Origin of the sequence: Kitasatospora sp. NPDC048540 (genome assembly GCF_040651175.1) — a bacterium.
Taxonomy (GTDB): Bacteria; Actinomycetota; Actinomycetes; order Streptomycetales; family Streptomycetaceae; genus Kitasatospora.
Genome location: NZ_JBEZIR010000131.1, coordinates 1 through 24,592 on the forward strand (window position 1 = coordinate 1; position 24,592 = coordinate 24,592).

Below are 24,592 nucleotides of genomic sequence, written 5' to 3' on the forward strand. Positions count from 1 at the left end.
CGCTGTTCGACGCCGCCGACCGCCTCTCCCGCCCCCGGGCCTGTGCGGGCCGCCCCTTCGGCCTGTCCGGCGGGCGGGGTCAGTGGCCCAGGCCGCCGCCGCCGAGACCGCCGAGACCGCCGAGCAGGCCGGTGACCGGGCCGAGGCCGCTCAGACCGCCGTTGGTCAGACCGCCGTTGGTCAGGCCCTCCAGCGGGTTGCCGGAGCCCAGGGAGGGGACGCCGCCCAGACGGTTCTCGGCGGCCGGGTGGCCCAGCGAGGTCAGCGAGTCGGCGCCGGGGACGGCGTGGGTCAGGCCGGTGACGGCGTCCGTGCCGGGCAGGCCGCTGGTGGGCAGGGCGCCGGTGGGCAGCAGGCCGGAGGCGGCGCCGAGCGGGGAGCTCGCGGCGGAGGCGCTGCGGGTGGTGGCCGGGACCACCTTGTCGGTGACGGCCGGGGCGACCTTGTCGGTGACCGCGGGGCCGACCTTCTCGACCAGGGCGGGTCCGGCCACGGCGGCCAGCTTGGACAGGGTGCCGGCAGCGGCGGCGGTCTTGCCGGCCGGGGAGGTCACCTTGCCGAGCGACTGGTTGGTGTCCGGGAGGGCGTGCGCGAGGGTCCGGCCGGCCGCGTCGGCGGCCAGCGGAACCCCGGTGGAGACGGTCTCGGCGCCGGTCGCCCCGGCGACCTGGCCGAACTCGTGGGCCGCGTCCTGCACCGTCGAGGACGAGCTGGGCGCGTCCTCGAGCGTGGACGTCAGGCCGGCCCCCAGGTCGGTCGGCGGCACCAGGTCGGCGGCGGACGCGGCCTGGGCCACGGCCATGGGTGCCGCACCGGCTGCTGCGACGAGCAGCGCGGCCTGGGCGATCCGGCGCTTGAGGGGGTGAGACATGGTGCTCCTAAGGGGTGAGGATGCCCGGCGTACCCCCGAGGACGGGTGTCCCGTCGGGCGGACGACGTGATTACCGCTAGAGGAGCGAGAAGGTTTCGGCCGGTCAAGGTAAAGGGTTGCTCAACATCGGACGATCCTCTTTCTGGCATACCGGACATCTCGCCCGGCGGGACGGGCCTGAAGAATCGTCACTCCGCTTGCCGTGACAGGCCGACCGCGGGGTCGCCCCCACCCCGGGGAGCGGGCCGCCGACCGCCACCGGCGGCAACCCCGGATTGACATCAATCACCCGCCCGGCGGTAACCCGCTCACCAGTCCGTCAACACCGGGGCGGTGCGCGAGGGCGCCCCGGCCGGAACGGCCCGAGGGCCGGCCCCGGCCGGGGCGCGGGTGCTTCGTGTCCGGGTGGGCCCGTACCGGCGAGGAGGGGCCCGGGCGAGGAGGGCCCGGGCGGGCCGCTACTTCTTGACCGGGGCGCCGAGCGTGATCAGCACCCGGTCGGTCCCCGCGGCGTCGGTCTGCGGCTTCCAGCCGTCCGTCGGCCGGTCCACCTTCCAGACCTTGCCGTCGAAGCGCACACTGCCGATCCCCAGGTCCTGCGCCTGCGCCACCGCCCACTGCGCCACCGCCCAGCCGGCCTGCCGCTGCGCACCCGGGCCCGGGTCGGCCGTCGCGGTCGGCTGCGGGGTGAGCGCGAACACCTCGCGCGGGTCCTTCGCCGCCTTCGGCGCGGACGCCACGACCACGGCCTTGCCGAACTCGCGGCGCACCCGGTCGCCCAGCGTCACGGGCTGCTGCGGGCCGGCGGGCGCGGCGGAGCCGGCCGGGGCGGGCGTACCCGCGGCCGCCGGGCTCGCGGCCGTGTCCGGGGCGGCGGGCGAGGGCGCCGAGAGCTCGTGCACCACGCAGGTCAGCGCGGCCGGTTCGCGGCCGGTGAGCGCGGCGGAGACCAGCGTCGCGTTGGTCTCGTGCTTGGCGTACGCCTGCGGGTAGCCGCTCTTCTGCACCTGCTGGGCCGCGTCGGTGAGCGGCAGCCGGGCGTAACCGGGCACCTTCACCAGGCTGTCCAGGAACTTGTTGGTGGCGTAGACCGGGTCCTTGATCTGCTCCGCGGTGCCCCAGCCCTGGGAGGGGCGCTGCTGGAACAGTCCGAGCGAGTCCCGGTCGCCGCCCTCCAGATTGTGGATCTTGGACTCCTGCATCGCGGTGGCCAGCGCGATGGTCACCGCCCGCTCCGGCAGCCCGCGGGAGAGCGCCACCGCGGCGATGGTCGCGGCGTTGGAGGCCTGGGTGAGGTCGAGCGTGCCGGAGCCCGCCGCCGTGTCGATCTTGCAGCCCTCCGGCGGCGCGATCAGCTTGTCCCGGTTGAGGTAGACCACCAGGCCGGCGACCACCAGCAGGGCCAGCAGCCCGGTCAGCATCCGCCGCAGCGGCCGGCGGCGCCGCCCGGCCGCTCGGGAGCCGGCCGTCCCGCCGTTCGTCTCCTCGGACACCTCAGCTCCTTTTCTCCGAACACGCCCGCACACCGTACCCAGTCGGACGTCCTGACGCCGCGATCCGGTTGCCCGCCGGCGCCCCCGACCTGCGTCCGACCCGCGTCCGGCCGGGCGGCGGCCGGGTGCACCGATAGGCTGGGCGACCATGAGCAGCCCGCACACACCCCTCGACCTGAGCCTCGACGGCGGCGCCCTGACCGCGCAGCTGGTCGACTTCCCCTCCGTCAGCGGCGACGAGCAGCCGCTCGCCGACGCGGTCGAGACCGCGCTGCGCGCCCTCCCGCACCTCACCGTCGACCGGTACGGCAACAACGTGGTGGCCCGCACCGCGCTCGGCCGCGCCGAGCGGGTGCTGCTCGCCGGGCACCTGGACACCGTGCCGATCGCGGACAACCTGCCCTCGTACGTGGACGGCGACCTGCTCTACGGCTGCGGCACCTCCGACATGAAGTCCGGGGTCGCGGTGCAGCTGCGGCTGGCCGCCACGCTGCCCGCGCCCAACCGCGACCTGACCTTCGTCTTCTACGACTGCGAGGAGATCGAGGCCTCCCGCAACGGCCTCGGCCACCTGGCCGCCGCCCGCCCCGACTGGCTGGCGGCGGACTTCGCGGTCCTGATGGAGCCCAGCGGCGCGATGGTCGAGGGCGGCTGCCAGGGCACCATGCGGGCGCAGATCACCCTCACCGGCACCCGCGCGCACGCCGCCCGCAGCTGGCTCGGCGACAACGCCATCCACCACGCCGCCGGGGTGCTCACCCTGCTCGCCGGCTACCGGCCGCGCACCGTGGAGATCGACGGCCTGGAGTACCGCGAGGGCCTCAACGCGGTCCGGATCGACGGCGGCGTGGCCGGCAACGTGATCCCCGACGAGTGCGTGGTGACGGTCAACTTCCGCTACGCGCCGGACCGCTCCGAGGCCGAGGCCGAGGCGCACCTGCGCGAGGTCTTCGACGGGTACCCGCTGACCGTCACCGACTCGGCGCCCGGCGCACTGCCGGGCCTCGGCCGCAGCGCCGCCCGGGCCTTCCTGGCGGCGGTCGGCGGCGGGGCCAGGGCCAAGTTCGGCTGGACCGACGTGGCCCGGTTCAGCGCGCTCGGCGTCCCGGCGGTCAACTACGGCCCCGGCGACCCGAACCTGGCGCACAAGCGGGACGAGCACTGCTCGCTGAGCGCCATCGCCGAGGTCGAGCAGCGGCTGCGGGACTGGCTGGCCTGAGGCCGGCCGGCCGCGGGCGCGGGGCCGTCGGTTTCACTCCACGCCCTCCGGTGTTTCCCGAAAAGACGTCATCACGGGCGTAGGGTTTCGTCATGACAGCCACAGGAGATGACACCAACGACGGGACCGTTCCGGACGAGTTCGGCGCGCCCGAGCGGAAGAAGCCCTGGCCGGAGAAGCAGAAGGGCCCGGTGCTGCTGCGCCGGGACCAGGTCGGCACCAGCACCACCGACCAGCGCCTGCTGGACACCACCGGCCCGACCGACTGGCTGCACACCGACCCGTGGCGGGTCTGGCGGATCACCTCGGAGTTCGTCGAGGGCTTCGGCGCGCTGGCCGAACTCCCGGCCGCGATCAGCGTGTTCGGTTCGGCCCGGACCCCGGTGGACTCGCCCGAGTACGCGGCCGGGGTGGCCATCGGCCGGGCACTGTCGGAGGCCGGCTACGCGGTGATCACCGGCGGCGGGCCGGGTGCGATGGAGGCCGCCAACCGCGGCGTCTCGGACGCCGGCGGGCTCAGCGTGGGGCTCGGCATCGAGCTCCCCTTCGAGCAGGGGCTCAACGAGTTCGTCGACCTCGGGCTGAACTTCCGGTACTTCTTCGTCCGCAAGACGATGTTCGTGAAGTACTCGCAGGGCTTCGTGGTGCTGCCGGGCGGGCTCGGCACGCTGGACGAGCTGTTCGAGGCGCTGACCCTGGTGCAGACCAAGAAGGTCACCCGCTTCCCGGTGATCCTCTTCGGCACCGCCTACTGGGGCGGACTGGTGGACTGGCTGAAGAACACCCTGGTCGCCCAGGGCAAGGCCTCCCCGCAGGACCTGGAGCTGTTCCACGTCACCGACGAGATCGACGACGTGCTGAAGATCCTGGAGGAGAGCCGCCGCCCCAACGGGACCGCCGTGTAGGTGCGGTCCGGCCGCTACGCCAGGCCCCGGCGGGCGACCGCCGGGGGCCGGGTGCCCCTGATCGAGGCGACCATGTCGAGCACCTGCCGGGTCTCGGCCACCTGGTGCACCCGGTACACCTGCGCACCCAGCCAGGCGGAGACGGCGGTGGTGGCCAGGGTGCCGATCAGCCGCTGGTCCACCGGGCGGTCCAGGGTCTCGCCGACGAAGTCCTTGTTGGAGAGCGAGACCAGCACCGGGAAGCCGGTGGCGGTCATCTCCGGCAGCCGCCGGGTGGCCTCCAGCGAGTGCCGGGTGTTCTTGCCGAAGTCGTGGCCCGGGTCGATGACCAGCGCGTCCCGCCGCACCCCGAGCGAGGCGGCCCGCTCGGCCAGGCCCACGGTGACCTCCAGGATGTCGGCCATCACGTCCTGGTAGCCCTTGCGGTGCGGCCGGGTGCGCGGCTCGGCCCCGCCGGCGTGGGTGCACACCAGCCCCGCGTCGTACCGGGCGGCGACCTCGGCGAGCTTCGGGTCGACCCCGCCCCAGGCGTCGTTGAGCAGGTCCGCGCCCACCTCGCAGACCGCCTCGCCGACCTCGTGCCGCCAGGTGTCCACGCTGATCACGGCGTCCGGGTGGCGCCGGCGCAGCTCGGCCACGAACGGGACGGTGCGGCGCAGCTCCTCCTCGACCGTGACCTCCTCGCCGGGCCCGGCCTTCACCCCGCCGATGTCGAGGATCGCGGCGCCCTCGGCCATGGCCCGCTCGGCGGCGGCGAACGCCGCCTCGTCCGCGAAGGTGGCGCCGCGGTCGAAGAACGAGTCCGGGGTCCGGTTGACGATCGCCATGATCACCAGCTCGTCGCTGCCGAACTCCCGTGGGCCGAGGCGCAGTGCCACCAGTGTCTCCTCCGCAGCTTCTCCGGGTGCAATGATGGGCCCCGGCCTTCTGGGGACCATGATCCCACCTCTGTCGGGGCCGGCCGTGAACTCTGGAGGACAGCTCGTGTTCTGGGTGATCGTGGTGGCGATGGCCGTGGTGGTCGGCGGTGCCGCCCTGGTGGCGCTGGGCGGTGGCGGCTCGCTGCCGGACGCCGAGCACGACCGGCTGGACGTCCGGCTCCCGCAGGACCGCCCGCTCGGCCCGCACGACGTGGACACCCTGCGCCTGCCGATGGCACTGCGCGGCTACCGGATGGGCGAGGTGGACGACGTGCTCGACCGGCTCGCCGCCGAGCTCGCGCACCGGGACGCCCGGATCGCCGAGCTGGAGGCGGCCGCGGTGCTGCGCGGCGCGGTCGAGGCGGCCCCGGAGGGGGCGGCCGGAGTGGAGCCGCTGCCCGGCCTGGAGGCGTTCGCCAAGGTGGTCGGCGAGGCCGGGACCGGGACCGGGGCGCCGGAGCAGCCCGCCGACCGGTCGGGCGACCGGTGAGCGGCGCGGTCGCGGGCCCGGACGGGCTGCTGCGCTGCGGCTGGGGCGAGTCCTCCGACGACTACCGGGTCTACCACGACACCGAGTGGGGCCGGCCGGTGCACGGCGAGGACCCGCTGTTCGAGCGGATCTCGCTGGAGGCCTTCCAGTCCGGGCTGTCCTGGATCACGATCCTGCGCCGCCGGGAGGGGTTCCGGTCCGCCTTCGCGGGCTTCCGGATCGCCGAGGTGGCCGAGTTCACCCCCGCCGACGCCGAGCGGCTGATGCAGGACGCGGGGATCATCCGCAACCGGGCCAAGATCGAGGCGACCATCGCCAACGCCCGCGCGGCCCGGGCGCTCGACGGCGGCCTGGACCCGCTGATCTGGGAGTTCGCCGCCGATCCCGGGCGCCCGGCCCCCCGCACCCTCGCCGAGGTGCCGGCCGTGACCCCGGAGTCGACGGCGCTGGCCAAGGCGCTGAAGAAGAACGGCTTCCGGTTCGTCGGGCCGACCACCGCGTACGCCCTGATGCAGGCCTGCGGCCTGGTCGACGACCACCTGGCCGACTGCCACGTGCGGACCGGGCGCCGCTAGGGCGCGTTTGCAGAGTCCCGCCGGGTCCGCGACTCCCCCAGCCTCCGGCCGGGAGGTACCCCCAGGCATCCCGTCCGGACGCACGCCCGGACCACCCAAGTACGACCCAGTACGAGGGTGATCCGGGCGCACGCCCGGCCGGGCGCCCAACGCCGCGGCCTGATCCGACGCGACTTGGCAAACGCGCCGTGGGACCGGCGCCCGGTACGGCGGTTCGGCGCGGGCGGCCCGGGTCCGCGCTGCTCAGCGGCCCAGGTAGACCGGCTTCTCCTTGGCCAGGAAGGCGCGCACCGCGATCCGGTGGTCCTCGCTGTCCCCGGCCAGGGTCTGCAACTCGTCCTCCTTGTCGAGCAGTTCGCTGAGCGAGTGGTCGGCGGCGTAGGACAGCGAGGCCTTGATCGCGCCGTACGCGACGGTCGGGCCCTCGGCCAGCTGCTGGGCGAACTCGCGGGCGGTGGCGGCCAGTTCGGCGGCCGGGACGACCTTGGTGGCGAGGCCCAGGGCGAGCGCCTCGTCCGCTTTGACGGTCCGCGGCAGCATCAGCAGCTCGGTGGCCCTGGCGTGCCCGACCAGCCGGGGCAGCGTCCAGGAGGCGCCGGAGTCGGCGGTCAGCGCGATCCCGGCGAAGGCGGTGTTGAAGCCGGCCGAGTCGGCGACGATCCGGAAGTCGCAGGCGAACGCCAGCGAGGCGCCGGCGCCCGCCGCGACCCCGCCGACCGCCGCCACCGTGGGCTTGCGCATCCCGGCGAGCGCCCGCACCAGCGGGTTGTAGTGCTCCGAGACGGTCTTCAGCGGCGCCGCGCCGGTCTCCTCGGCGAGCTTGAGCAGGCCCAGGTGCTCCTTGAGGTCCTGGCCGACGCAGAACGCCCGCTCGCCGGCGCCGGTCAGCAGCAGCGCGCGGACGGCGGGGTCGGCCGCGGCCTCGGTCACGGCGTCCCGCAGGGCGATCTTGGTGGGCACGTCCAGCGCGTTCATCGCGTCCGGCCGGTTGATGGTGACGACGGCCAGTCCGGCGGAGAGTTCGTACAGCACGGAGTCGGTCATGGGCTGAGGGCTCCCGGGAGTCGTGGGGCGGTCCTGCTACGGATGCCAGGCCAGCATGACGGAGGCCGGGCCGGGCTGGGGAGTGTGAGGTAGCGCACCCCGGCGCAGCGTGTCGAACACCGTCCCGCACGGCCCGGACCCGCCCCCGGGCCGGTCCCGGAGGGCCGGTCGGCCCCTGTCCCGAGGGTGATGTTGGTCATCGGGGCGCCGCATGCGGGATAATGGCTTCCGATCAATGCGTTCGATACCGGCGGTGGACGGACTTCCGGTACGAAACTGCGCGGTTGCAGGAAGGGGAACGAGCATGGCGGCCATGAAGCCGCGGACGGGTGACGGCCCGCTCGAGGTCACCAAAGAGGGGCGAGGCATCATCATGCGCGTTCCGCTGGAAGGCGGCGGACGCCTCGTGGTGGAGCTCACGCCTACGGAGGCCGAAGAGCTGGGCGAGGCGCTGAAGAAGGTCTGCGACTGACCTAGCGGGAGCTGCCCTCGTCTCCCGAGCTGTGTGCGGGGCCCGTGTCCGAGTCAGGACGCGGGCCCTTCGCCTGTCCTGCCGGGGCCGCCAGGGGCCCTCCGGAGGCCGGGACGGGCCCACTGCGGCCCGCGCCCGGGCCCCGGAGGGGAGGTGCCCCGGGATCCGCCCCCGGGGGCTCAGCGTTTGACGGCGCAGAGCAGTCCGTCGCTGACCGGCAGCAGGGCGGGCAGCAGCCGCTCGCTCTCCCGGACCTCGCGGACCAGTTCGCGGACGGCGTGGGTCTGCGGGTCGTGCTGGTCGGGTTCGGCCAGCCGGCCCTCCTGGAAGACCCCCTCGAAGCAGACCATCCCGCCGGGCCTGAGCAGGCGCAACGATTCTGCAAGGTACTGCTGGGACTCGGCCGGGTCGCCGTCGCAGAACACCAGGTCGTACTGGCCGTCGGCGAGCCGCGGCAGCACGTCCAGCGCCCGGCCCGGGATGAAGCGCGAGCGGTTCGAGGCGAAGCCGGCCGCGTGGTACGCCTCGCGGGCGTACTGCTGGTGCACCGGCTCGGCGTCGACGGTGGTCAGCACGCCGTCCGGCCGCATGCCGCGCAGCAGGTAGACGCCGGAGACCCCGGTACCGGTGCCGATCTCGGCCACCGCCTTGGCGTCCAGCGCCGCCGCGACCAGCCGCAGACAGGCGCCGCCGCTCGGCCCGATCGCCCGGATGCCCAGCCGCGCGGACTGCGCCCGGGCGTAGGTCAGCACCGCGTCCTCGCCCACGTAGGTGTCCGCGAGGGCCGCGCGCGCGGGCCCGAAGTCGGTGATGGCTGCCTCTCCCCGAGCGGCGGATGCCGACCTGATGTCGACATTTCCCGCCACACACTACTGGCCGGGCGGGAACCGCGTTCGGCGACCGGCCGTTGTCCCAGCACGGGAGCGGACGATCCGACCGCGCACCACCCGGCCCGGGCAGTGAGCCTGCCCGGCCAGGCGGGCAGCGGACTGCTCTTATCCAGATCTGACGGGTGAGGTGGATATGGTGGTGGCCCTGCTGGGCAGAAGAGCCGACCGAGGAGGTGTGGCCGAGGGCGACGTCCCTGTGCGGCGGCACTTCCGCGGCACCTCGTCGGCCCGTACGCCGAAGCCCGTGATGAACCAGTCTGTGCAATCCCCCCTGGACACGTCGACCGCAGCCGACCACCCGGTGGCCGAGGCCGCCGCCACGCGCGCGACCTTCGCAGAGGGGCCCGACGCGCAGGGCTGGACGCCGCCGAGCTGGGAGGAGATCGTCGAGGCGCACAGCGCCCGGGTCTACCGCCTGGCCTACCGCCTGACGGGCAACCAGCACGACGCCGAGGACCTCACCCAGGAGGTCTTCGTCCGGGTCTTCCGCTCGCTGTCCACCTACACCCCCGGCACCTTCGAGGGCTGGCTGCACCGGATCACCACCAACCTCTTCCTGGACATGGTGCGCCGACGGCAGCGGATCCGTTTCGACGCCCTCGGGGACGACGCGGCCGAGCGGCTCCCCAGCCGCGAGCCCAGCCCCGCCCAGCACTTCAGCGACACCCACTTCGACGCCGACGTCCAGCAGGCGCTGGACACCCTGGCCCCGGAGTTCCGGGCCGCCGTCGTGCTCTGCGACATCGAGGGCCTGTCGTACGAGGAGATCGCCGCCACCCTGGGCGTCAAGCTCGGGACGGTGCGCAGCCGGATCCACCGCGGCCGCTCGCACCTGCGGGCCGCCCTCAAGCACCGCGCGCCCGGCACCGTCCCCGGCCGCGCCCGTCGCGGCGGATCCGAGGAGCCGCTGCCGGTCGGCGCCGCGCCCGCCGGTGAGAGTGACCGGGGGGGCTCGTGAGCGGCGGCGGCCCGGCGGAGGCCGGCCGCTCCCGGCGCGGGGCCGGCCGACTCCAGCTGGGCCGGCGCGGTGAGGACCAGGCGCTCGCGCTGCACGCCGTCCCGGTGCGGCCGGTCGAGCCCGCCGCGGACGAGCACCACCTCGGCGACCGGCTCTCCGCCTACCTGGACGGCGAGCTCGGCCACGACTCCCGCGAGCGGGTCCAGGCGCACCTGGCGACCTGTCCCCAGTGCCTGGCCGAGGCGGACGAGGGCCGCGCGGTCAAGCACCTGCTGACGCGCACCGGCACCCCGGCGCCGTCCTCGATGCTGATGTCCCGGCTGATGGCGGTCGCCGCGCTGCCCGACGACGAGCACGGGGAAGGCCCGGGCGGCGGGGTCGCCGGGGTGTCCCCGGAGGCCACCGCGGGCACGCTCGGCGGCAGCCGGCTGACCGGCGGCTCGTTCGGCCGCGGCGCGGGCTCCTCGTTCGGCGGGGGCGCGCTCGGGGCGCAGGCCCCGATACCCGGGGTGGACCCGCGTGCCGGGCGTCCCGGCCCGCAGCCCTTCGGACCCGCCCGGCGCGGCCTGCTGCCGTCCGCGCGGCCGCTGGCGCCCGCCGCCGCGGCCCCGGTGTTCCGGCCCGCCCCGCCGCGCGGCCGGCGCTTCGTGTTCGCCGCCGCCGGTGCCTTCTCGGTCGCCGCCGTGACCCTCGGCGGGGTCGGCGGGGTCGGCGGTGTGACCGGCGCCGGTGACGACCAGCAGAGCACCACCGTCACCCCGGTCCGCGGTCCCGGCACCGGCGCGGTGCTCCCGGTCACGGCGGAGCTGCCGGTGGACTTCCCGGTCCGCCACCTGGCCTCCTCGCCGTCACCCGGTACGGCGCAGCAGCCGGGCCCGTTCCAGCCGGCCGCGACGCCCGTGGGCTACCCGCACCAGCTGCTGCGCTGAGGCGCCCGGCGGGCCCTCCCGGCGCACTCCCGGCCGGCGGGGGCCGCCGGTGGTCCGGTGGTCTCTTCACCACCGCTTCATCACGCGGTGGGGGCATGGACCGGCCGGTGGCCATTACGCTGTAATGACCGTTGTCCGCTGTCCGCAGAGCTCATCGGGTTCGTCCATAGGAGCTGGGGAGCTTACGTGTTCACTGACATAGGCCCACTCGAGGTCATCACCCTGCTCGTGATGGCCGTGGTGATCTTCGGGCCGGACAAGCTCCCGAAGCTGATCCAGGACACCATGGGCTTCGTGCGCAAGATCCGCTCGTTCGCGGACAGCGCCAAGGAGGACATCCGCACCGAGCTGGGCCCGGAGTTCCAGGACTTCGAGTTCCAGGACCTCCACCCGAAGACCTTCGTGCGCAAGCAGCTGCTCGGGAGCAACGAGGACCCGCTGGGCTTCAAGGAGCTCAAGGACGGGCTGGACATCAAGTCGGTGCTGAACAGCGAGACCGCCGGTGCGGCTCCCGCCACGGTCGCCGCGGCCGCCGCCGCGGCCCCGGCCGCCGCCGACCTGACCAAGGCCGCCGCGCCCGTGCCCGGCGAGCGCCCGCCGTTCGACCCGGACGCCACCTGAGCCTCCCGGGTCCGCCCGCCGACGTATCGCGCCCCGCCCCGCCGCCCGGCTGAGCGGGGCGCAGCCGTGTCCGCCGCTATTGTGCTGAATGCCGCGGGGGGCGCCGATCCGGAGCGCGCCGCGGGACGGGACAGCTGTGTGGAGGAGGCGGCCGGATGGACGCGACGAGTCGTGCGGTGGGGACGGCCCCGGCGGGGGTGCCCGGTGCCCCCGGGCCGGAGCGCCCGGTGACGGGCAGGAGGGTGCCGGCGGCACCGGTGGACCCGCTGGCGCCGTACCTGGCGGCCGACTTCCCCTGGTACGGGCTGGACGACGGCTGGACCGGCCGCCGCTGGCTCGGCCAGGTCGGCGCCGGCCCGGGCGGGGCCCGCGCCGGGCAGGCCGAGGGCGGCGCGGACTACGGGTCGCTCGGCCACGGCGACGAGCCGGCCAAGCAGCCCGAGGCCCGGGACTCCCGCCGGTTCGCGGTGGTGGTGACGGTGGCCCGCAGACCCGGGCGCCGCAGCGCGGACAACACCGGGACCCTGGAGGCCACCTCGGCCTCGTCCGCGGCCTGGCTGGCGGGCTCCGGGCTGCTGGCCGCGACCTGGCCCGGCCAGCTCGACCGCGGCCTGCGCCAGGACTGGCTCGACCAGCAGTCCAACCTCGCCTGGGACCTCGCCGACGACCTGGACGGCCCCGGCTGGTCCTCGCTCACCCTCCCGGTGAGCGGCCTGCCCCAGCCCTTCCGCTACCGCGAGTCCGAGTACGGCTGGGTGCTGGCCGGTGAGGCCCCGGGTGTCCTGCTCGGCGCCTACGGCCGCGGCGTCAGCGCCTACGGCGTCGGCTTCGGCGCCGTCCCCGACCTCGCGGCCTACCACGGCCGCTGACGGCCGGCCGGCGCCCGCCAGGGCCCGGGGGCGGGCGGGCGCGGTAACACCCGGTCCGCCCCTGCGGGGCCGCCCGCCGTCCGGGGTCCCGGCCGCCGTCCGGGGGCGGGATGCCGATCCGGGGCGCGGTGGTGAGGACGGGGTACCGCCCGGCGCCGTACGGGGCCGACGGACGGAGCCCGTACGACCGTGCGCCCGCACGGCCCGCCCGTCACCGGGGTCGGGCCCGCCACCGGCCGATCGCGGCGCTCATCGCCCGGCATCTCCCCCCGCCGCCCCTGAAAGGGCACCGGTACCGGTTCCAGGACGCGGAACGGCCCCGGGAGGGGTACTCCCGGGGCCGTTGGGGCGGACAGTGCGCCCGAGCTAGAACTTGTTCTTCGGGGTGAGCCCCAGGGACAGCCCCGACAGGCCGCGCTGGCGGCCGCCGAGCTTGCCCGCGACGGTGCGCAGGGCGGCCGCGGCGGGGGACTCCGGGTTGGCCAGGACGACCGGGCGGCCGTCGTCGCCGCCCTCGCGCAGGCGGACGTCGATCGGGATCGAGCCGAGCACCGGGACGGTGGCGCCGACCGAGCGGGTCAGGGCGTCGGCCACGGTCTGGCCGCCGCCGGTGCCGAAGACGTCGATCATCTCGTCGCAGTGCGGGCAGGGCATGCCCGACATGTTCTCGATCACGCCGACGATCTTCTGGTGGGTCTGCAGCGCGATGGTGCCGGCCCGCTCGGCCACCTCGGCGGCGGCCATCTGCGGGGTGGTGACGATCAGGATCTCGGCGTTCGGGACCAGCTGGGCGACCGAGATGGCGATGTCGCCGGTGCCCGGCGGCAGGTCGAGCAGCAGGACGTCCAGGTCACCCCAGTAGACGTCGGCGAGGAACTGCTGCAGCGCGCGGTGCAGCATCGGGCCGCGCCACACCACGGGCGCGTTGCCCGGGGTGAACATGCCGATCGAGATCACCTTCACGCCGTTCGCGGACGGCGGCATGATCATGTCCTGGACCTGGGTGGGCCGGCCCTCGACGCCCAGCATCCGCGGGATGCTGTGGCCGTAGATGTCTGCGTCGACCACCCCGACCTTGAGGCCGTCGGCGGCCATCGCGGCGGCCAGGTTGACCGTCACCGAGGACTTGCCGACCCCGCCCTTGCCGGAGGCGACCGCGTACACCCGGGTCAGCGTGCCGGGCTTGGCGAACGCGATCTCCCGCTCGGGGGCGCCGCCGCGCAGCAGCTGGGAGAGCTCCTTGCGCTGCTCGTCGCTCATCACGTCGAGCTCGACCTCCACCCCGCTCACCCCGGGCACCCGGCCGACTGCCTCGGTGACCCGGTTGGTGATGGTCTCGCGCATCGGGCAGCCGGAGACGGTCAGGTAGACCGCGACGCGCACCGCGCCGCCGTCGGCGATCTCGACGGATTTCACCATCCCGATCTCGGTGATCGGACGGTTGATCTCCGGGTCGTGCACCGTCGCCAGGGCCTTGCGTACGGACTCCTCCGTCACGCCGGCCGCAACCTCTGTCTCGTTGGCCATGCCTTGATGGTACGGCGCCGGGGAACGCCCCCGACTCCCCAGTAGCGTGCCGCCGGTCACAGCACCTCGGAGGCGCCCCTCCGCTCGTCCAGCTCCTTGAGCAGCGACTGCAGTTCGGAGCGGACGAAGTCCCGGGTGGCCACCTCGCCGAGGCCCTGGCGCAGGGTGGCGACCTCGCGGGTGAGGTACTCGGTGTCGGCGATGTTGCGGTCGCTGCGGGCCCGGTCCTGCTCCATGTTGACGCGGTCCCGGTCGTCCTGGCGGTTCTGCGCGAGCAGGATCAGCGGGGCCGCGTAGGAGGCCTGCAGCGAGAGCATCAGGGTGAGGAAGATGAACGGGTAGTCGTCGAAGTGCACGCTGTCCGGCAGCAGGGTGTTCCAGATCACCCAGACCAGCACCACCACCGTCATCCAGACGATGAACCGTCCGGTGCCCAGGAAGCGGGCGATCCGCTCGGACAGCTTCCCGAACGCCTCCGGGTCGTACGAGGGCAGGCTGATCAGGCCCGGACGGGCGGTGCGCGGCTGGTCGAGCCGGACCCGGGTGCCACCGCCGCCGCTGCTCTCGGTGCGCTGCATCCGGGTGCCCTCGCGGACCCGCAGTTCGCGCAGCTGGCGCAGCTGCCGCAGGTCGCCCTGGAGCCGCTGGCGCGGGCTCTCGTCCCGTCGCTTCCGGTCAGCGTCCACCGGCCGCCTCGCTCTCGCGCTCGTGGGTGTCGTCGTCGAGGACGTCCCCCTCGACGCCCTCGCCGCCGTGCAGGGCCGCCTCGCGCCAGTCGTCGGGCAGCAGGTGGTCGAGCACGTCGTCGACGGTGACCGCGCCGAGCAGGTGGTCGGTCTCGTCGACGACGGGCGCGGCCACCAGGTTGTACGCGGCCAGGTAGCTGGTGATCAGCGGCAGCGGGGTGCTCGGCGGTAGCGGGTCGAGGTCGTCGTCGACGATCGAGCCGACCAGCGTGTACGGCGGCTCGCGCAGCAGCCGCTGGAAGTGGATGGTGCCCAGGTACTTGCCGGTCGGCGTCTCGGTCGGCGGCCGGCAGACGTACACCTGGGCGGCCAGCGCCGGCTTGTTGTCGGCGATCCGGACCCGGGCGAGCGCCTCCGCGACGGTCGCGTCGGGTTCGAGGACGATCGGCTCGGTGGTCATCAGACCACCCGCGGTGTCCTCCTCGTACGAGAGCAGGCGGCGCACCGAGGCGGCGTCCTCGGGCTCCATCAGGCGCAGCAGGCGCTCGGCGGCCTCCTCCGGCAGGTCGGAGAGCAGGTCGGCGGCGTCGTCCGGGTCCATCGCCTCCAGCACGTCGGCGGCGCGTTCGTCCTTGAGCTTGCCGATGATCTCGACCTGGTCGTCCTCGGGCAGCTCCTCCAGGACGTCGGCCAGCCGGTCGTCGTCGAGCGCCGCGGCCACCTCGGCCCGGCGCTTGGCCGACAGGTGGTGCAGCACGTTGGCGAGGTCGGCGGGGCGCAGCTGGTCGAAGGTGGCGAGCAGGTTGGCCGCGCCCTGGCCCTCCTCGGTGAGCGAGAAGCCGGTCACCGCGGACCAGTCCAGGGTGAGCGTCTCGCCCTTGCCCTTGCGGATCCGGCCGACCTTGCCGACCTGGACGAAGACCTTGCTGATCTCCCACTCACGGACCCGGGTCTGCACCATGGCCACGTCCAGGACGGTGACCTCCTCCTGGGTCTTGACCCGGGTGACGGTGCGGTCCAGCAGCTCGGCCAGGACCAGGGTCTCGGAGGTGCGCTGTTCGAAGCGGCGCATGTTGATCACGCCGGTGGTGAGCACCTGGCCGGACTCCAGGCTGGTCACCCTGGTCATCGGCAGGAAGATCCGGCGCCGGCCGACCACCTCGACCACCAGGCCGAGCACCCGCGGCGGGCGCCCGCCGATCCGCAGCGACACCACGACGTCGCGGACCCGGCCGACCTGGTCGCCGTTGGGGTCGAAGACGGCCACGCCGGAGAGGTGGGAGATGAAGACCCGGCTTCCTGGCCCTGCCATCGGCTCCCGCTCTCTCTCGCTCCGCCTCGCTCCGTGCGCCGCGCCCAGGCTACCCGGGCGGCCACCGGCCAGCCCGCCGACCTGCGGCGCGGGTGACGGCCCGGCACCGGCCGGGCGCGCCGCCCCGCGGGTCAGCGCCCGCGGCGCCGCAGCAGCAGCCGGGGCAGGCCGGCCGGGATCGGCTGCCGGGTGGTCGCGGGGGAGGGCATCGGTTCGGCGCTGAGCGGGCCCTCGGGCATCGCGCCCGGCTGCTCGCTCAGCGCGCCCGCCGGGGCGAGCCGCAGCACCCGGCACTCGCGGGCCCAGCGGTCGCCGATGGTGTCGGTGTCGGGCGCGTTCAGCCGCTTGCCCTTGAGTTCCTCGACCGCCCCGAGCCAGGCCTCGCTCCGCGGGGCCAGCTCGGTGACGGTGGCGGGCCAGCTGGTCAGCCGCCCCCACTTGTCCTTGGAGCGCACGGTCACGGTGGCGGCGGTACCGGCCGCGAGGCCGTGCAGCGGCTGCTCGGCGCCGTCGCCGACCACCACGACCGCGCCGTCGTGCCAGGCGTGCCAGACGGCGCGCGCCTGCGGCTGTCCCTCGGCCCTGACCCAGAGCAGGCCGGACTTCTTCGCGGCCTCCTCCAGCAGGGCGCGGTCGAGGAGGTCGGCTGCCGTGGTCGTCGAAGGCTCCATGGCCCACAGCGTAAGGCCTGGGGGAGACCCGGCCGGTCCCGGGCGCTGCACGACCGGCGGGCCCGCCGCGCCCGGGTGGCCCGGGCCCGTCTCATCGCTCAGGACGACAGTGCCATGGCCCGTTTAGAGGCCTTACCGTTGTCGGGTCCGTCCCGACGGATCCCCCGCCTGCGCCACCGAGGAGAGCCGTGCCCGCCGCCCCGACCGACGACGTCACCGCCGCCGCCCCCGCCGGGGTGGCCGACGCCGCCGGGCAGCCGCCCGCGCTGCCCCGGATCGACCTGCTGCTGCTGGCCGTCTCCGTCGCCGGCATCTCGCTCTCGGCGCCCCTGATCAGCGCCACCGCCGCGCCCGCGCTGGCCATCGCCTTCTGGCGCAACGTCATGTCGGTCGGCGTCCTCGGCCCGTACGCGCTGGCGCGGCACCGCGCCGAGCTGCGCGGGATCGGCCGCCGGGCGCTGCTGCTGGCGATGGCCGCGGGCGGGCTGCTGGCCCTGCACTTCGCGCTGTGGATGCCCTCGCTGCGGATGACCTCGGTGGCCTCCGCGACCGCGCTGGTGACCACCACGCCGCTGTGGACCATCGTGCTGCTGCGGCTGTTCGGCCACCGCCCCCCGCGGCTGGTCTGGATCGGCACCTGCGTCGCCTTCCTCGGCGTGCTGGTGCTGACCGGCGTCGACCTGTCGCTCTCCGCCCGGGCGCTGCGCGGTGACGCGCTGGCGCTCGGCGCGGGCCTGGCGGCGGCCGGCTACATGCTGCTCGGCGCGGAGGTCCGGCGGACCGTCAGCACCACCGCGTACACCCTGATCTGCTACGCCACCACGGCCGTGGTGCTGCTGGCCACCTGCCTGGCGGCGGGCACCTCGCTGTCCGGCTGGCCGGCCGGGGTGTGGTGGCAGATCGTGCTGCTGATGGTGGCCGCCCAACTGCTCGGCCACTCCCTCAGCAACCGGGTGGTGCGCACCCTGGGGCCGTCGGTCACCTCGACCGCGATCCTGCTGGAGACCCCGGGCGCGGCCCTGATCGCCGCCTTCTGGCTCGGCCAGTGGCCGCCGGTGGCCGCGTACCCGGCGGTCGCGCTGATCCTGCTCGGCCTGGTCCTGGTCGCCCGCGGCGGCCGCCGCTGACGGCCGGGCCGCCACGGCGGCCCATCCGGGGCCACCGCGACCGCGGGGCTACAGCCAGCCGTTGCGGCGGAAGCCCCGGTACATCCCGACGCAGATCACCAGCACGCTGCCGAGCACCAGCGGATAGCCGTACTTGTGGTGCAGTTCGGGCATGTAGTCGAAGTTCATGCCGTAGATGCCGGTGATCATGGTGGGCACCGCGAAGATCGCCGCCCAGGCGGTGATCTTGCGCATGTCCTCGTTCTGCGCCACCGAGACCTGCGCCAGGTTGGCCTGGAGCAGCGAGTTGAGCAGTTCGTCGAAGCCGTGCACCTGCTCGGTGACCCGGGCCAGGTGGTCGGCGACGTCGCGGAAGTACTTCTGGATGTCCGGGTCGACCAGCCGCTGCAGCGGGTCCGACAGCAGCTGCATCGGCCGCAGCAGCGGGGTCACGGCCCGCTTGAACTCCAGTACCTCGCGCTTGAGTTGGTACACCCGGCCGACGTCGGCGCCACGGCCGCCCTTGTTGGCGAAGACATCGAACTCGATCTCGTCCACATCGGTCTGCAGCCGGTCCGCCACCAGCAGGTAGTTGTCCACCACCTGGTCGGCGATGGCGTGCAGCACCGCGGCCGGGCCCTTGGCGAGCAGCCCCGAGCCGTCCGCGTCGGCCTCCAGCCGGTGCCGCAGTTCGTGCAGCGAGCTGTGGCCGCCGTGCCGGACGGTGATCACGAAGTCCCGGCCGGCGAAGACCATCAGCTCGCCGGTCTCGACCACCTCGCTGGTCGGGGTGAGCTGGTCGTGGTCGACGTAGCGGATGGTCTTGAAGACCGCGAACAGCACGTCGTCGTACCGCTCGACCTTGGGCCGCTGGTGCGCGTGGACCGCGTCCTCCACGGCCAGCGGGTGCAGGCCGAAGCGCTGGGCGATGCCCTCGAACTCGGCCTCGGTCGGCTCGTGCAGGCCGATCCAGCTGAACGAGCCGGTGTCCTCCTGCTGGAAGAGCTTGACCAGCCGGGCCGCCTCGCGCGGGCTGCAGGCCTCGCCGGCCCGCTTGCCGTGCTGGTAGACCGCGCAGTCGACGACGGCGGAGATGGGGTGGCCGGGGTGCAGCGGGTCGTAGGCGTCGGTCCGGCGGCGGCCCGGACGGACGGCGGCGCGCAGGCTGTTGATCATCGACATGGCAGCAGGCTCCTTGGGCAGGAACCGTCGCGCGGCGGCACTGTGGACGGCCTGTGCGACGGCGGGAACACCGATGGATGCCGGGCCGAGCGGCAGCGGGCAGGCTGCCAGGTGTCCGGGAAACCCGCGTGAGGGGCGGAGTTTGGACGATTCGGCTCCGGGGAAGGTGCTCTCCCGACCGGACGCGGCGCCGCCCTACCTACCGAGGGATCAGGGCAGGTCGCGGCGGAGGCGGACAGATCGGGCAGAGCTGCCGGTACTGCATGGTCGGCTGGTATCCACCGCAACCACCTCCTTCATGCCGCGGCTCCGAGTGTCAGAAGACTCGGGTGGCCATCTCCTCACACTAACAGCTATGGCTCGGGCCGTGTTGGAGTGTGCCCCAACCCGGCCCGGCCGCAGGGCGGCTAAGGTCGCGTCCATGGCGCACGATTTCCCGCTCTTCGGTGACTTCCCCACTCCTGACGAGCCGTCGGAGCTGACCCGGGCCGCGGTCCTCGCCGCCGTCGAGGCGAGACTGCTGACCGCGTTCGGCGAACCGGCCGGCCGGGCCTCGGTCACCTTCCTGGGTGCGGACCGGATCGAGGTGCTGCGCTTCGGTCCGGACACCGACGCGCTGGTCCGCTACGCGACGCTCGGGATGTCTGCCGCACCGATGGCCGACCCGTCCGCGGCGGTGGCCGACCCGGTCCGGGGGCCGCGCGCCGAGTTGGTGCTCAGCGTCCGCGGGGGGCGCGACGAGGTGCTCCGCACGCTGGCCACGTTCGCGGCGACTCCGCAGGTGGAAGGGCTGGTGGTGGCCCCCGGCGGCTCGCTGGACCTGGGTGCCCCGCTCTGGCCGGGCGCGCCGTTCACCTCGGTGCTGGTGGCCGAGCCGGGCGGTCTGGTCGAGGACCTCGAACTGGCCGAGCCGGCCGAGCCGGTCCGCTTCCTGCCGCTGCTGCCGATGACCCCGAACGAGGCCGCGTTCAAGCGGGTGCAGGGCGCGGAGGCGCTGCAGGAGCGCTGGCTGCGGCACGGCACCGACCTGCGCGACCCGCAGCGCCGGGCCGTCCCGCTGGACTGATCCGCGGCCGCGGCGGCGGTCAGCTGTACGACTTGATGAAGGCGAACACGCCGCTGGCGACCAACTGGACGGCGATCGCCGACAGCAGCAGGCCGGACAGCCGAGTGATCAACACCACACCGCCCTCCTTGATGATCCGGATGATCACCAGCGAGAAGCGCATGGTCAGCCAGAGCACCACGTGCATGGCGACGATCGCCACCCAGACCGCCGCGTACTCGGCGCCGCCGTCCGCCTTCTGCACGGCCAGGATGACCGCGACGATCGCCCCGGGCCCGGCCAGCAGCGGGGTGCCGAGCGGGACCAGGGCGACGTTGACGTCCTTGGTCTGGGTCGGCTCGTCGATCTTGCCGGTGAGCAGGTCGAGCGCGATCAGCAGCAGCAGGATCCCGCCGGACACCTGCAGTGCGGGGATCGAGACGTGCAGGTAGTCCAGGATCTGCTGGCCGAACAGGCCGAAGCAGGTGATCACGCCGAGCGCGACCGCCGCCGCCTGCCAGGCCATCCGGCGCTGCACCCGGGCGGCCCGGCCGGAGGTCAGCGCCAGGAAGATCGGGATGGTCCCGGGCGGATCCATGATCACGAACAGGGTGACGAAGAGCGACCCGAAGACGGTGGTGTCGAAGACGCTCACCGCTCGGCCTCGCACTGGTGAGGCTCGCTCATGCCGGGTTCTCTCACTGGGCGTTCCGTACGGATTGCCCGATTCTGTCATGTGATGTCCGCCCGGCCGTGGCGCCGCGGCGCGACACCGCCACCCGGCGCGGTCGCCCGCCGACGGCTCTCCCGCCGCCTGCGCCCCGGTCGGCCGGTCAGCCGGTGAGCGGCCGCGCGCCGGTCGCCTGGGCGACCAGGGCCTCGTACACCGCCGGGTCGGTGGTGTGCTCGCCGAGCCGGACCGTCTTGCGGGCGCCGTGGTAGTCGCTGGACCCGGTGGTCAGCAGGCCGAGTTCGGCCGCCAGGCCGCGCAGCCGGGCCCGGGTCGGCTCGTCGTGGTCCATGTGGTCCACCTCCAGGGCCGCCAGGCCCGCCGCCGCCAGCTCGGCGATCACCTCGTCGGAGACGGTGTCCCCGCGCTTGGCCGCACCGGGGTGGGCGAACACCGGGACCCCGCCGGCCGCCCGGACCAGCCGCACGGCCGTGACCGGATCGGTCTCGTGCTTGCGGACGTCGGCCCGCCCGCCGTTGGCCAGCCACTCCGCGGTGAACGCGTCCGAGACGGTCGGCACCACACCCGCCTCGACCAGCGCGCTGGCGATGTGCGGGCGGCCCACCGAGCCGCGTCCCGCGATCCGTTCGACCTGCGCCCAGTCGATCGGCGCGCCCAGCTCCCGGCAGCGCTCCACGATCAGCCGGGCCCGCCGGAACCGGTCGGTGCGCACCAGCTCCCGCTCGGCGGCGAAGGCCGGCTCGGCCGGGTCGAAGAGGTACGCGAGCAGGTGCAGGCTGACGCCGTCGGTGTGGCAGGACAGCTCCGCGCCCGGCACCAGGGTCAGCCCGGTGCCGGACAGCGCCTCGGCGGCCTCGGCGTGCCCGGCCACGGTGTCGTGGTCGGTCAGCGCGACCACGTCCAGCCCGGCGGCGACCGCCGCGGCGACCAGCTCGGCCGGGCTGTCGGTGCCGTCGGAGGCGTTGCTGTGGGCGTGCAGGTCGATGCGCACGACGGGGCTCCTGTGGGTCGGGTGGCCCCAGGATAGTCAGCGCGCGGGAGGCTCCCGGACGCTCAGCCGAGCAGCCGCGGGGAGAGCGCGCCGCAGGGCAGCAGGCCGAGCTCGGCGCCCGCGTCCCGCAGGTCGGTGATGACCAGCTCGTCGTGCATCAGCAGGGCGGACTGCTCGGGCCAGGCGATGGCCCAGAGCCAGAGCCCGCGGGCCTCGCCGACGTACACCGCGCGGTCGGGCGGGGCCTCCGGCACGTGGAACATCGGGGTGGGCCGGCCGGCCGCCATCAGCTTGGCGTCGGCGGGCTTGTAGAGCGAGACCGAGTCGCCCGGGTCCGGGCCGGGCAGCCCCGCGTACCGGGCGCCGAGACCGACGCCGAGCTCTTCGGCGACCAGCACCAGCTCGCCGAAGCCGCCCAGCGGTGCGGGCCCGGAGCAGGCCACCGCGGTGGCGCGGGCGCCGGAGAGGTCGTCCCCTGCGTGCGAGATGCCGGTGAAGAGCCAGCCGACGGGCAGCGGCCAGGGCAGCCAGACGGGCACCTGCGAACGGGCCACGGCCACCCCGAGCGCCTCGACGCTCGGCGGCAGTACGGGCTGCATCGGGTAGACGGCGCCGTGCTGGTCACACTGCCAGGTGTCGGAGAACAGGCCTGGGGCGCGGACCCGACCGGCGCACCTCGGGCAGCTTGGCTCGCCCCTCATAGCCGACAACGGTCCTCCCTCCGGTCCGCCGCGTCAAGGACGGTCACCCGTACGTGGTGCGTCGCGCCGCCCGGCCAGGTGCGGCCGGTGGCGGATGCGGCCTCGGTAGGGCATGTCCCGGCGGCCGGGGTGCCAAACACCGGGCTGGTCGCAGGCCCGGCGCGCGGGTCCCGCGGCCCTTCGGGGCCGGGAGGCCCGGGAAAGCACTGACGCCCCGTTCCTCGTGGTGCGGAACGGGGCGTCAGCCGGGTATCGGAACGTCGGACGCGGCCTCGGCCGGTCCGGTCCCGCTCAGATCGCCTTGCACGGCCGGATGTAGAGGCGCTCGCCGGTCAGTGCGGCTGCCTTCAGGTACTCCCGGACGGTCTCGGCGTCGGCGATCAGGCGGTCGGTGGCGGCGCCCTGGGCGTCGTCCAGGCGGAGGATCTCGAAGCGCATGGGCCTCTCCCTTCCTGGCCCCGGTGAACGGGGCGTCGTCGGCCGAGGCTGGCTCGGCCCTGGCTGGGGCGGTGGTCCGGTCGGTGCTGCTGGTGCCCGCATCGCGCTCCCCCCGTCGGCGGTGGTGCTCCGATGGCGGCCGGTGTCCGGCGGATGCGCTGCGGCCCCATGGACCACGGTGCACGGTCGGTGCTTCCGGCTGGTTGCCCGTCCGTTAAGTCCCGGTTTCGGGTGACTCTCGTCGTCGAGGCCGGTGCGGGACGGGGTGGTGGACGTGGCTGAGCGGGCAGGGTGATTCCCGGACAGAATCAAATATTACCCGAGCTAACGAATTTTGTCGCCTGCTCTGTGGCGGCACGGTGAACCCACGGTGCCGGGCGGCCGGGCACGGGGTGCCCGGCCGGCACCGGGAGGTCCGGTCCTGAGGTCCGGTGACGCGGTGGCGGGGTCAGCCCCAGAAGGCGGCCAGTGCGGCCGCCGTCGCGGCCGGCTGCTCGGCGTTGGGCGAGTGCCCGGCGTCCTCCACCACGACCCGCTCGGCGCCCAGCCGCCGGGCCATCGCCGACTGCTCCTCGACCGGCCAGGCGTAGTCCTGCACCCCGGACAGCACCAGCTTCGGCAGCGGGCACCCGGCCAGCTCGGCCACCCGGTCCGGCGCCGAGACGAGGTGCGCCCCCATGGTGCTCAGCGCCTGCGGCACGTTGGCCAGCCAGCGGCGGTGCAGGAAGTCCGCGACCTCCGGCGGCAGCGCGACGGCCGGGGCCTTCTCCATCTGCTGCATCACCTGCCAGATCGGCTCCAGCTCCATCGTGGCCAGCGCGTCCACCAGCAGCTTGGTCCGGGCGGCCTCGGCCGGGTCGATCGCGCCCGGGCCGGTGGCGAGCAGCGTCAGCGACGCCCACGGGGGCGGACCGTCCCCGGCCGCCGCGAGCACCGCCTCCCGGACCACCTGGCCGCCGAAGGAGTGGCCCAGCAGGTGCAGCGGGCCGCCGTCGGCCAGCGCGTCCGACAGCGCCCGGACGTCCCGGCCCAGCTCCGCCACCGCGTACGCGGCCGGGTCGGCCGGACCGCCGGTCTCGTACTGGCCGCGCTGGTCGACCGCCGCCACCCGGTACCCCGCGTCGGCCAGCGGCTCGAGGAGGGCGATGAAGTCCTCCTTGCTGCCGGTGAAACCGGGCACCAGCAGCGCGGTGCCCCGGGCCGGGCCGGCCGGCTCGGCCAGCAGGAGCGCGAACTCCCCGCGGGCCGTCGGCAGCCGCAACGCCCGGGCGCAGGCGGGCAGGGTCAGGAACGGCGGGGTGCTCATCGGCGGCGTGCTCCTCGGTACCGGGACGGGGTTCCGAGCTTACGGCCGCGCCCGGTGCCAGGAACGCCGCCGGGCGGGCCGGATCAGCAGTGATCCGGCCCGCCCGGGCGGTGTACGGGGTGGGGGCCTCCCGTGGGCTCAGCCCTCCGGCGTGGCCTCGACCGGCTCCGCGGCCTTGCGGGCGCGGGTGCGGCGGCGCGGGGCGGCCTCGGTGGGCTCGCCCTCCTGGGCCGGGATGCTCACCTGGGCCTCGGCGGCCGGCGCGGCGGCGGCCGTCTTGCGGGCCCGGGTCCGGCGCGGGGCGGGGGCCTCGGCCGGCTCGGCGGCGGTCTCGGCGACGGCCTCGGCCACCGCCGGCTCCGCGGCCTTGCGGGTCCGGGTGCGGCGGCGCGGGGCGGGCGCCTCGGCGGTCTCCGCGACCACCTCGACGACGGCCTCGACGACGGCCTCGGCGGCCGGCGCGGCGGCGGCGGCCTTCCGGGTCCTGGTCCGGCGGGGGGCCGGTGCGGAGGCCTCCGCGGCCGGGGCCTCGGCCACCACGACCTCCACCACCGGGGCGGCCACGGCGGCCTCGGCCACCGCCGCCGGCTCGGCGGCCTTGCGGGTCCGGGTCCGGCTGCCCGGACCTCGGCGCCGTTCGCCTTCCGGTACGGCCTGCAGTGCCTCAGCCTCGGACGGCG

26 protein-coding genes and 1 pseudogene are annotated in these 24,592 nt (G+C 74.7%); 11 read left to right on the forward strand and 16 right to left on the reverse strand.

Annotated elements, in window-relative coordinates; genetic code table 11:
• Positions 1 to 79 precede the first annotated feature (79 nt).
• Both AB0D08_RS33860 and AB0D08_RS33865 read right to left on the reverse strand, forming a co-directional pair.
• Positions 80 to 871: a hypothetical protein gene (locus tag AB0D08_RS33860; RefSeq protein WP_051812556.1), complete on the reverse strand. Its 792-nt coding sequence runs from the start codon at positions 869 to 871 to the stop codon at positions 80 to 82.
• Positions 872 to 1,329: 458 nt separating this feature from the next.
• Complete coding sequence (locus tag AB0D08_RS33865) at positions 1,330 to 2,364, reverse strand: hypothetical protein (protein ID WP_051812554.1); 1,035 nt, start codon at positions 2,362 to 2,364, stop codon at positions 1,330 to 1,332.
• Positions 2,365 to 2,512: 148 nt separating this feature from the next.
• On the opposite strand from AB0D08_RS33865, the gene dapE reads away from it, so the two are divergent.
• The gene (gene dapE / locus AB0D08_RS33870; protein WP_033820760.1) at positions 2,513 to 3,583 is read left to right on the forward strand and encodes a succinyl-diaminopimelate desuccinylase; all 1,071 of its coding nucleotides are present in this window, start codon (positions 2,513 to 2,515) and stop codon (positions 3,581 to 3,583) included.
• Positions 3,584 to 3,675: 92 nt separating this feature from the next.
• A complete protein-coding gene (locus AB0D08_RS33875; RefSeq protein ID WP_033820759.1) occupies positions 3,676 to 4,488 on the forward strand; it encodes a TIGR00730 family Rossman fold protein in 813 nt (270 codons plus the stop codon).
• Between the two features lie 14 nt (positions 4,489 to 4,502).
• Here AB0D08_RS33875 and folP read toward each other — a convergent pair whose 3' ends face one another.
• Positions 4,503 to 5,315: a dihydropteroate synthase gene (folP, locus tag AB0D08_RS33880; RefSeq protein WP_051812562.1), complete on the reverse strand. Its 813-nt coding sequence runs from the start codon at positions 5,313 to 5,315 to the stop codon at positions 4,503 to 4,505.
• A gap of 157 nt (positions 5,316 to 5,472) precedes the next feature.
• Between folP and AB0D08_RS33885 the strand changes: the two genes are divergently transcribed.
• Together AB0D08_RS33885 and AB0D08_RS33890 are read left to right on the forward strand one after the other, a co-directional pair.
• Entirely contained in the window at positions 5,473 to 5,898 is a 426-nt protein-coding gene (locus tag AB0D08_RS33885) for a DivIVA domain-containing protein (RefSeq protein ID WP_063794370.1), read from the forward strand.
• On the forward strand, positions 5,895 to 6,473 hold the full coding sequence (locus AB0D08_RS33890; RefSeq protein ID WP_033820758.1) for a DNA-3-methyladenine glycosylase I: 579 nt from the start codon (positions 5,895 to 5,897) through the stop codon (positions 6,471 to 6,473). The genes AB0D08_RS33885 and AB0D08_RS33890 overlap by 4 nt, the downstream gene beginning before the upstream one ends.
• 243 nt (positions 6,474 to 6,716) lie before the next feature.
• On the opposite strand, the gene AB0D08_RS33895 is transcribed toward AB0D08_RS33890, so the two are convergent.
• Entirely contained in the window at positions 6,717 to 7,517 is an 801-nt protein-coding gene (locus AB0D08_RS33895) for an enoyl-CoA hydratase-related protein (protein ID WP_033820757.1), read from the reverse strand.
• 304 nt (positions 7,518 to 7,821) lie between these two features.
• On the opposite strand from AB0D08_RS33895, the gene AB0D08_RS33900 reads away from it, so the two are divergent.
• Positions 7,822 to 7,989 (forward strand): DUF3117 domain-containing protein, encoded by a 168-nt coding sequence (locus AB0D08_RS33900; protein ID WP_199520338.1) that lies wholly within the window; start codon positions 7,822 to 7,824, stop codon positions 7,987 to 7,989.
• A 179-nt stretch (positions 7,990 to 8,168) separates the two neighbouring features.
• Here AB0D08_RS33900 and AB0D08_RS33905 read toward each other — a convergent pair whose 3' ends face one another.
• Complete coding sequence (locus AB0D08_RS33905) at positions 8,169 to 8,756, reverse strand: O-methyltransferase (protein ID WP_359894084.1); 588 nt, start codon at positions 8,754 to 8,756, stop codon at positions 8,169 to 8,171.
• Between the two features lie 256 nt (positions 8,757 to 9,012).
• Between AB0D08_RS33905 and sigE the strand changes: the two genes are divergently transcribed.
• From sigE to AB0D08_RS33925, 4 genes are all read left to right on the forward strand, one after another.
• A complete protein-coding gene (sigE, locus tag AB0D08_RS33910) occupies positions 9,013 to 9,837 on the forward strand; it encodes an RNA polymerase sigma factor SigE (protein WP_082526563.1) in 825 nt (274 codons plus the stop codon).
• The gene (locus AB0D08_RS33915) at positions 9,834 to 10,766 is read left to right on the forward strand and encodes a zf-HC2 domain-containing protein (RefSeq protein WP_359894086.1); all 933 of its coding nucleotides are present in this window, start codon (positions 9,834 to 9,836) and stop codon (positions 10,764 to 10,766) included. Before sigE ends, AB0D08_RS33915 begins: the two co-directional genes overlap by 4 nt.
• 186 nt (positions 10,767 to 10,952) lie before the next feature.
• Positions 10,953 to 11,387 (forward strand): sec-independent translocase, encoded by a 435-nt coding sequence (locus AB0D08_RS33920; RefSeq protein WP_033825968.1) that lies wholly within the window; start codon positions 10,953 to 10,955, stop codon positions 11,385 to 11,387.
• A 155-nt stretch (positions 11,388 to 11,542) separates the two neighbouring features.
• Positions 11,543 to 12,256, forward strand: coding sequence for a hypothetical protein (locus AB0D08_RS33925; protein WP_199520563.1), 714 nt, complete (start codon positions 11,543 to 11,545; stop codon positions 12,254 to 12,256).
• 366 nt (positions 12,257 to 12,622) lie between these two features.
• On the opposite strand, the gene AB0D08_RS33930 is transcribed toward AB0D08_RS33925, so the two are convergent.
• The 4 genes from AB0D08_RS33930 to AB0D08_RS33945 all read right to left on the reverse strand — a co-directional run bounded on the left by AB0D08_RS33930 (position 12,623) and on the right by AB0D08_RS33945 (position 16,452).
• On the reverse strand, positions 12,623 to 13,783 hold the full coding sequence (locus AB0D08_RS33930) for an Mrp/NBP35 family ATP-binding protein (RefSeq protein ID WP_033825967.1): 1,161 nt from the start codon (positions 13,781 to 13,783) through the stop codon (positions 12,623 to 12,625).
• Between the two features lie 56 nt (positions 13,784 to 13,839).
• The gene (locus tag AB0D08_RS33935; protein ID WP_082527265.1) at positions 13,840 to 14,361 is read right to left on the reverse strand and encodes a DUF1003 domain-containing protein; all 522 of its coding nucleotides are present in this window, start codon (positions 14,359 to 14,361) and stop codon (positions 13,840 to 13,842) included.
• A gap of 97 nt (positions 14,362 to 14,458) precedes the next feature.
• Positions 14,459 to 15,781, reverse strand: a complete 1,323-nt coding sequence (locus tag AB0D08_RS33940; RefSeq protein WP_359894087.1) for a CBS domain-containing protein — start codon at positions 15,779 to 15,781, stop codon at positions 14,459 to 14,461.
• Between the two features lie 131 nt (positions 15,782 to 15,912).
• The gene (locus tag AB0D08_RS33945) at positions 15,913 to 16,452 is read right to left on the reverse strand and encodes a hypothetical protein (protein WP_033825965.1); all 540 of its coding nucleotides are present in this window, start codon (positions 16,450 to 16,452) and stop codon (positions 15,913 to 15,915) included.
• Positions 16,453 to 16,688: 236 nt separating this feature from the next.
• Here AB0D08_RS33945 and AB0D08_RS33950 point away from each other — a divergent pair, with 236 nt between their 5' ends.
• Entirely contained in the window at positions 16,689 to 17,579 is an 891-nt protein-coding gene (locus AB0D08_RS33950; RefSeq protein WP_051814384.1) for a DMT family transporter, read from the forward strand.
• A 48-nt stretch (positions 17,580 to 17,627) separates the two neighbouring features.
• On the opposite strand, the gene corA is transcribed toward AB0D08_RS33950, so the two are convergent.
• Entirely contained in the window at positions 17,628 to 18,740 is a 1,113-nt protein-coding gene (gene corA, locus AB0D08_RS33955) for a magnesium/cobalt transporter CorA (RefSeq protein ID WP_033825963.1), read from the reverse strand.
• 421 nt (positions 18,741 to 19,161) lie between these two features.
• On the opposite strand from corA, the gene AB0D08_RS33960 reads away from it, so the two are divergent.
• Complete coding sequence (locus AB0D08_RS33960; protein ID WP_082527264.1) at positions 19,162 to 19,806, forward strand: suppressor of fused domain protein; 645 nt, start codon at positions 19,162 to 19,164, stop codon at positions 19,804 to 19,806.
• Between the two features lie 19 nt (positions 19,807 to 19,825).
• Here the strand turns inward: AB0D08_RS33960 and AB0D08_RS33965 are convergent, their stop codons facing one another.
• From AB0D08_RS33965 to AB0D08_RS33990, 6 genes and pseudogenes are all read right to left on the reverse strand, one after another.
• Positions 19,826 to 20,440, reverse strand: coding sequence for a MarC family protein (locus tag AB0D08_RS33965; protein WP_359894090.1), 615 nt, complete (start codon positions 20,438 to 20,440; stop codon positions 19,826 to 19,828).
• Between the two features lie 178 nt (positions 20,441 to 20,618).
• Positions 20,619 to 21,467 carry a PHP domain-containing protein gene (locus AB0D08_RS33970; protein WP_359894091.1) on the reverse strand — a complete coding sequence of 283 codons (849 nt, stop codon included), beginning with the start codon at positions 21,465 to 21,467 and terminating at the stop codon, positions 20,619 to 20,621.
• 62 nt (positions 21,468 to 21,529) lie between these two features.
• The gene (locus AB0D08_RS33975; protein WP_033825960.1) at positions 21,530 to 22,168 is read right to left on the reverse strand and encodes a DUF6758 family protein; all 639 of its coding nucleotides are present in this window, start codon (positions 22,166 to 22,168) and stop codon (positions 21,530 to 21,532) included.
• A gap of 291 nt (positions 22,169 to 22,459) precedes the next feature.
• A complete protein-coding gene (locus AB0D08_RS33980) occupies positions 22,460 to 22,606 on the reverse strand; it encodes a hypothetical protein (protein WP_199520562.1) in 147 nt (48 codons plus the stop codon).
• A 448-nt stretch (positions 22,607 to 23,054) separates the two neighbouring features.
• Positions 23,055 to 23,912 carry an alpha/beta fold hydrolase gene (locus tag AB0D08_RS33985; protein ID WP_033825959.1) on the reverse strand — a complete coding sequence of 286 codons (858 nt, stop codon included), beginning with the start codon at positions 23,910 to 23,912 and terminating at the stop codon, positions 23,055 to 23,057.
• A gap of 138 nt (positions 23,913 to 24,050) precedes the next feature.
• Positions 24,051 to 24,592 (reverse strand): annotated as a pseudogene (locus AB0D08_RS33990) (ribonuclease E/G); the annotation flags it as partial.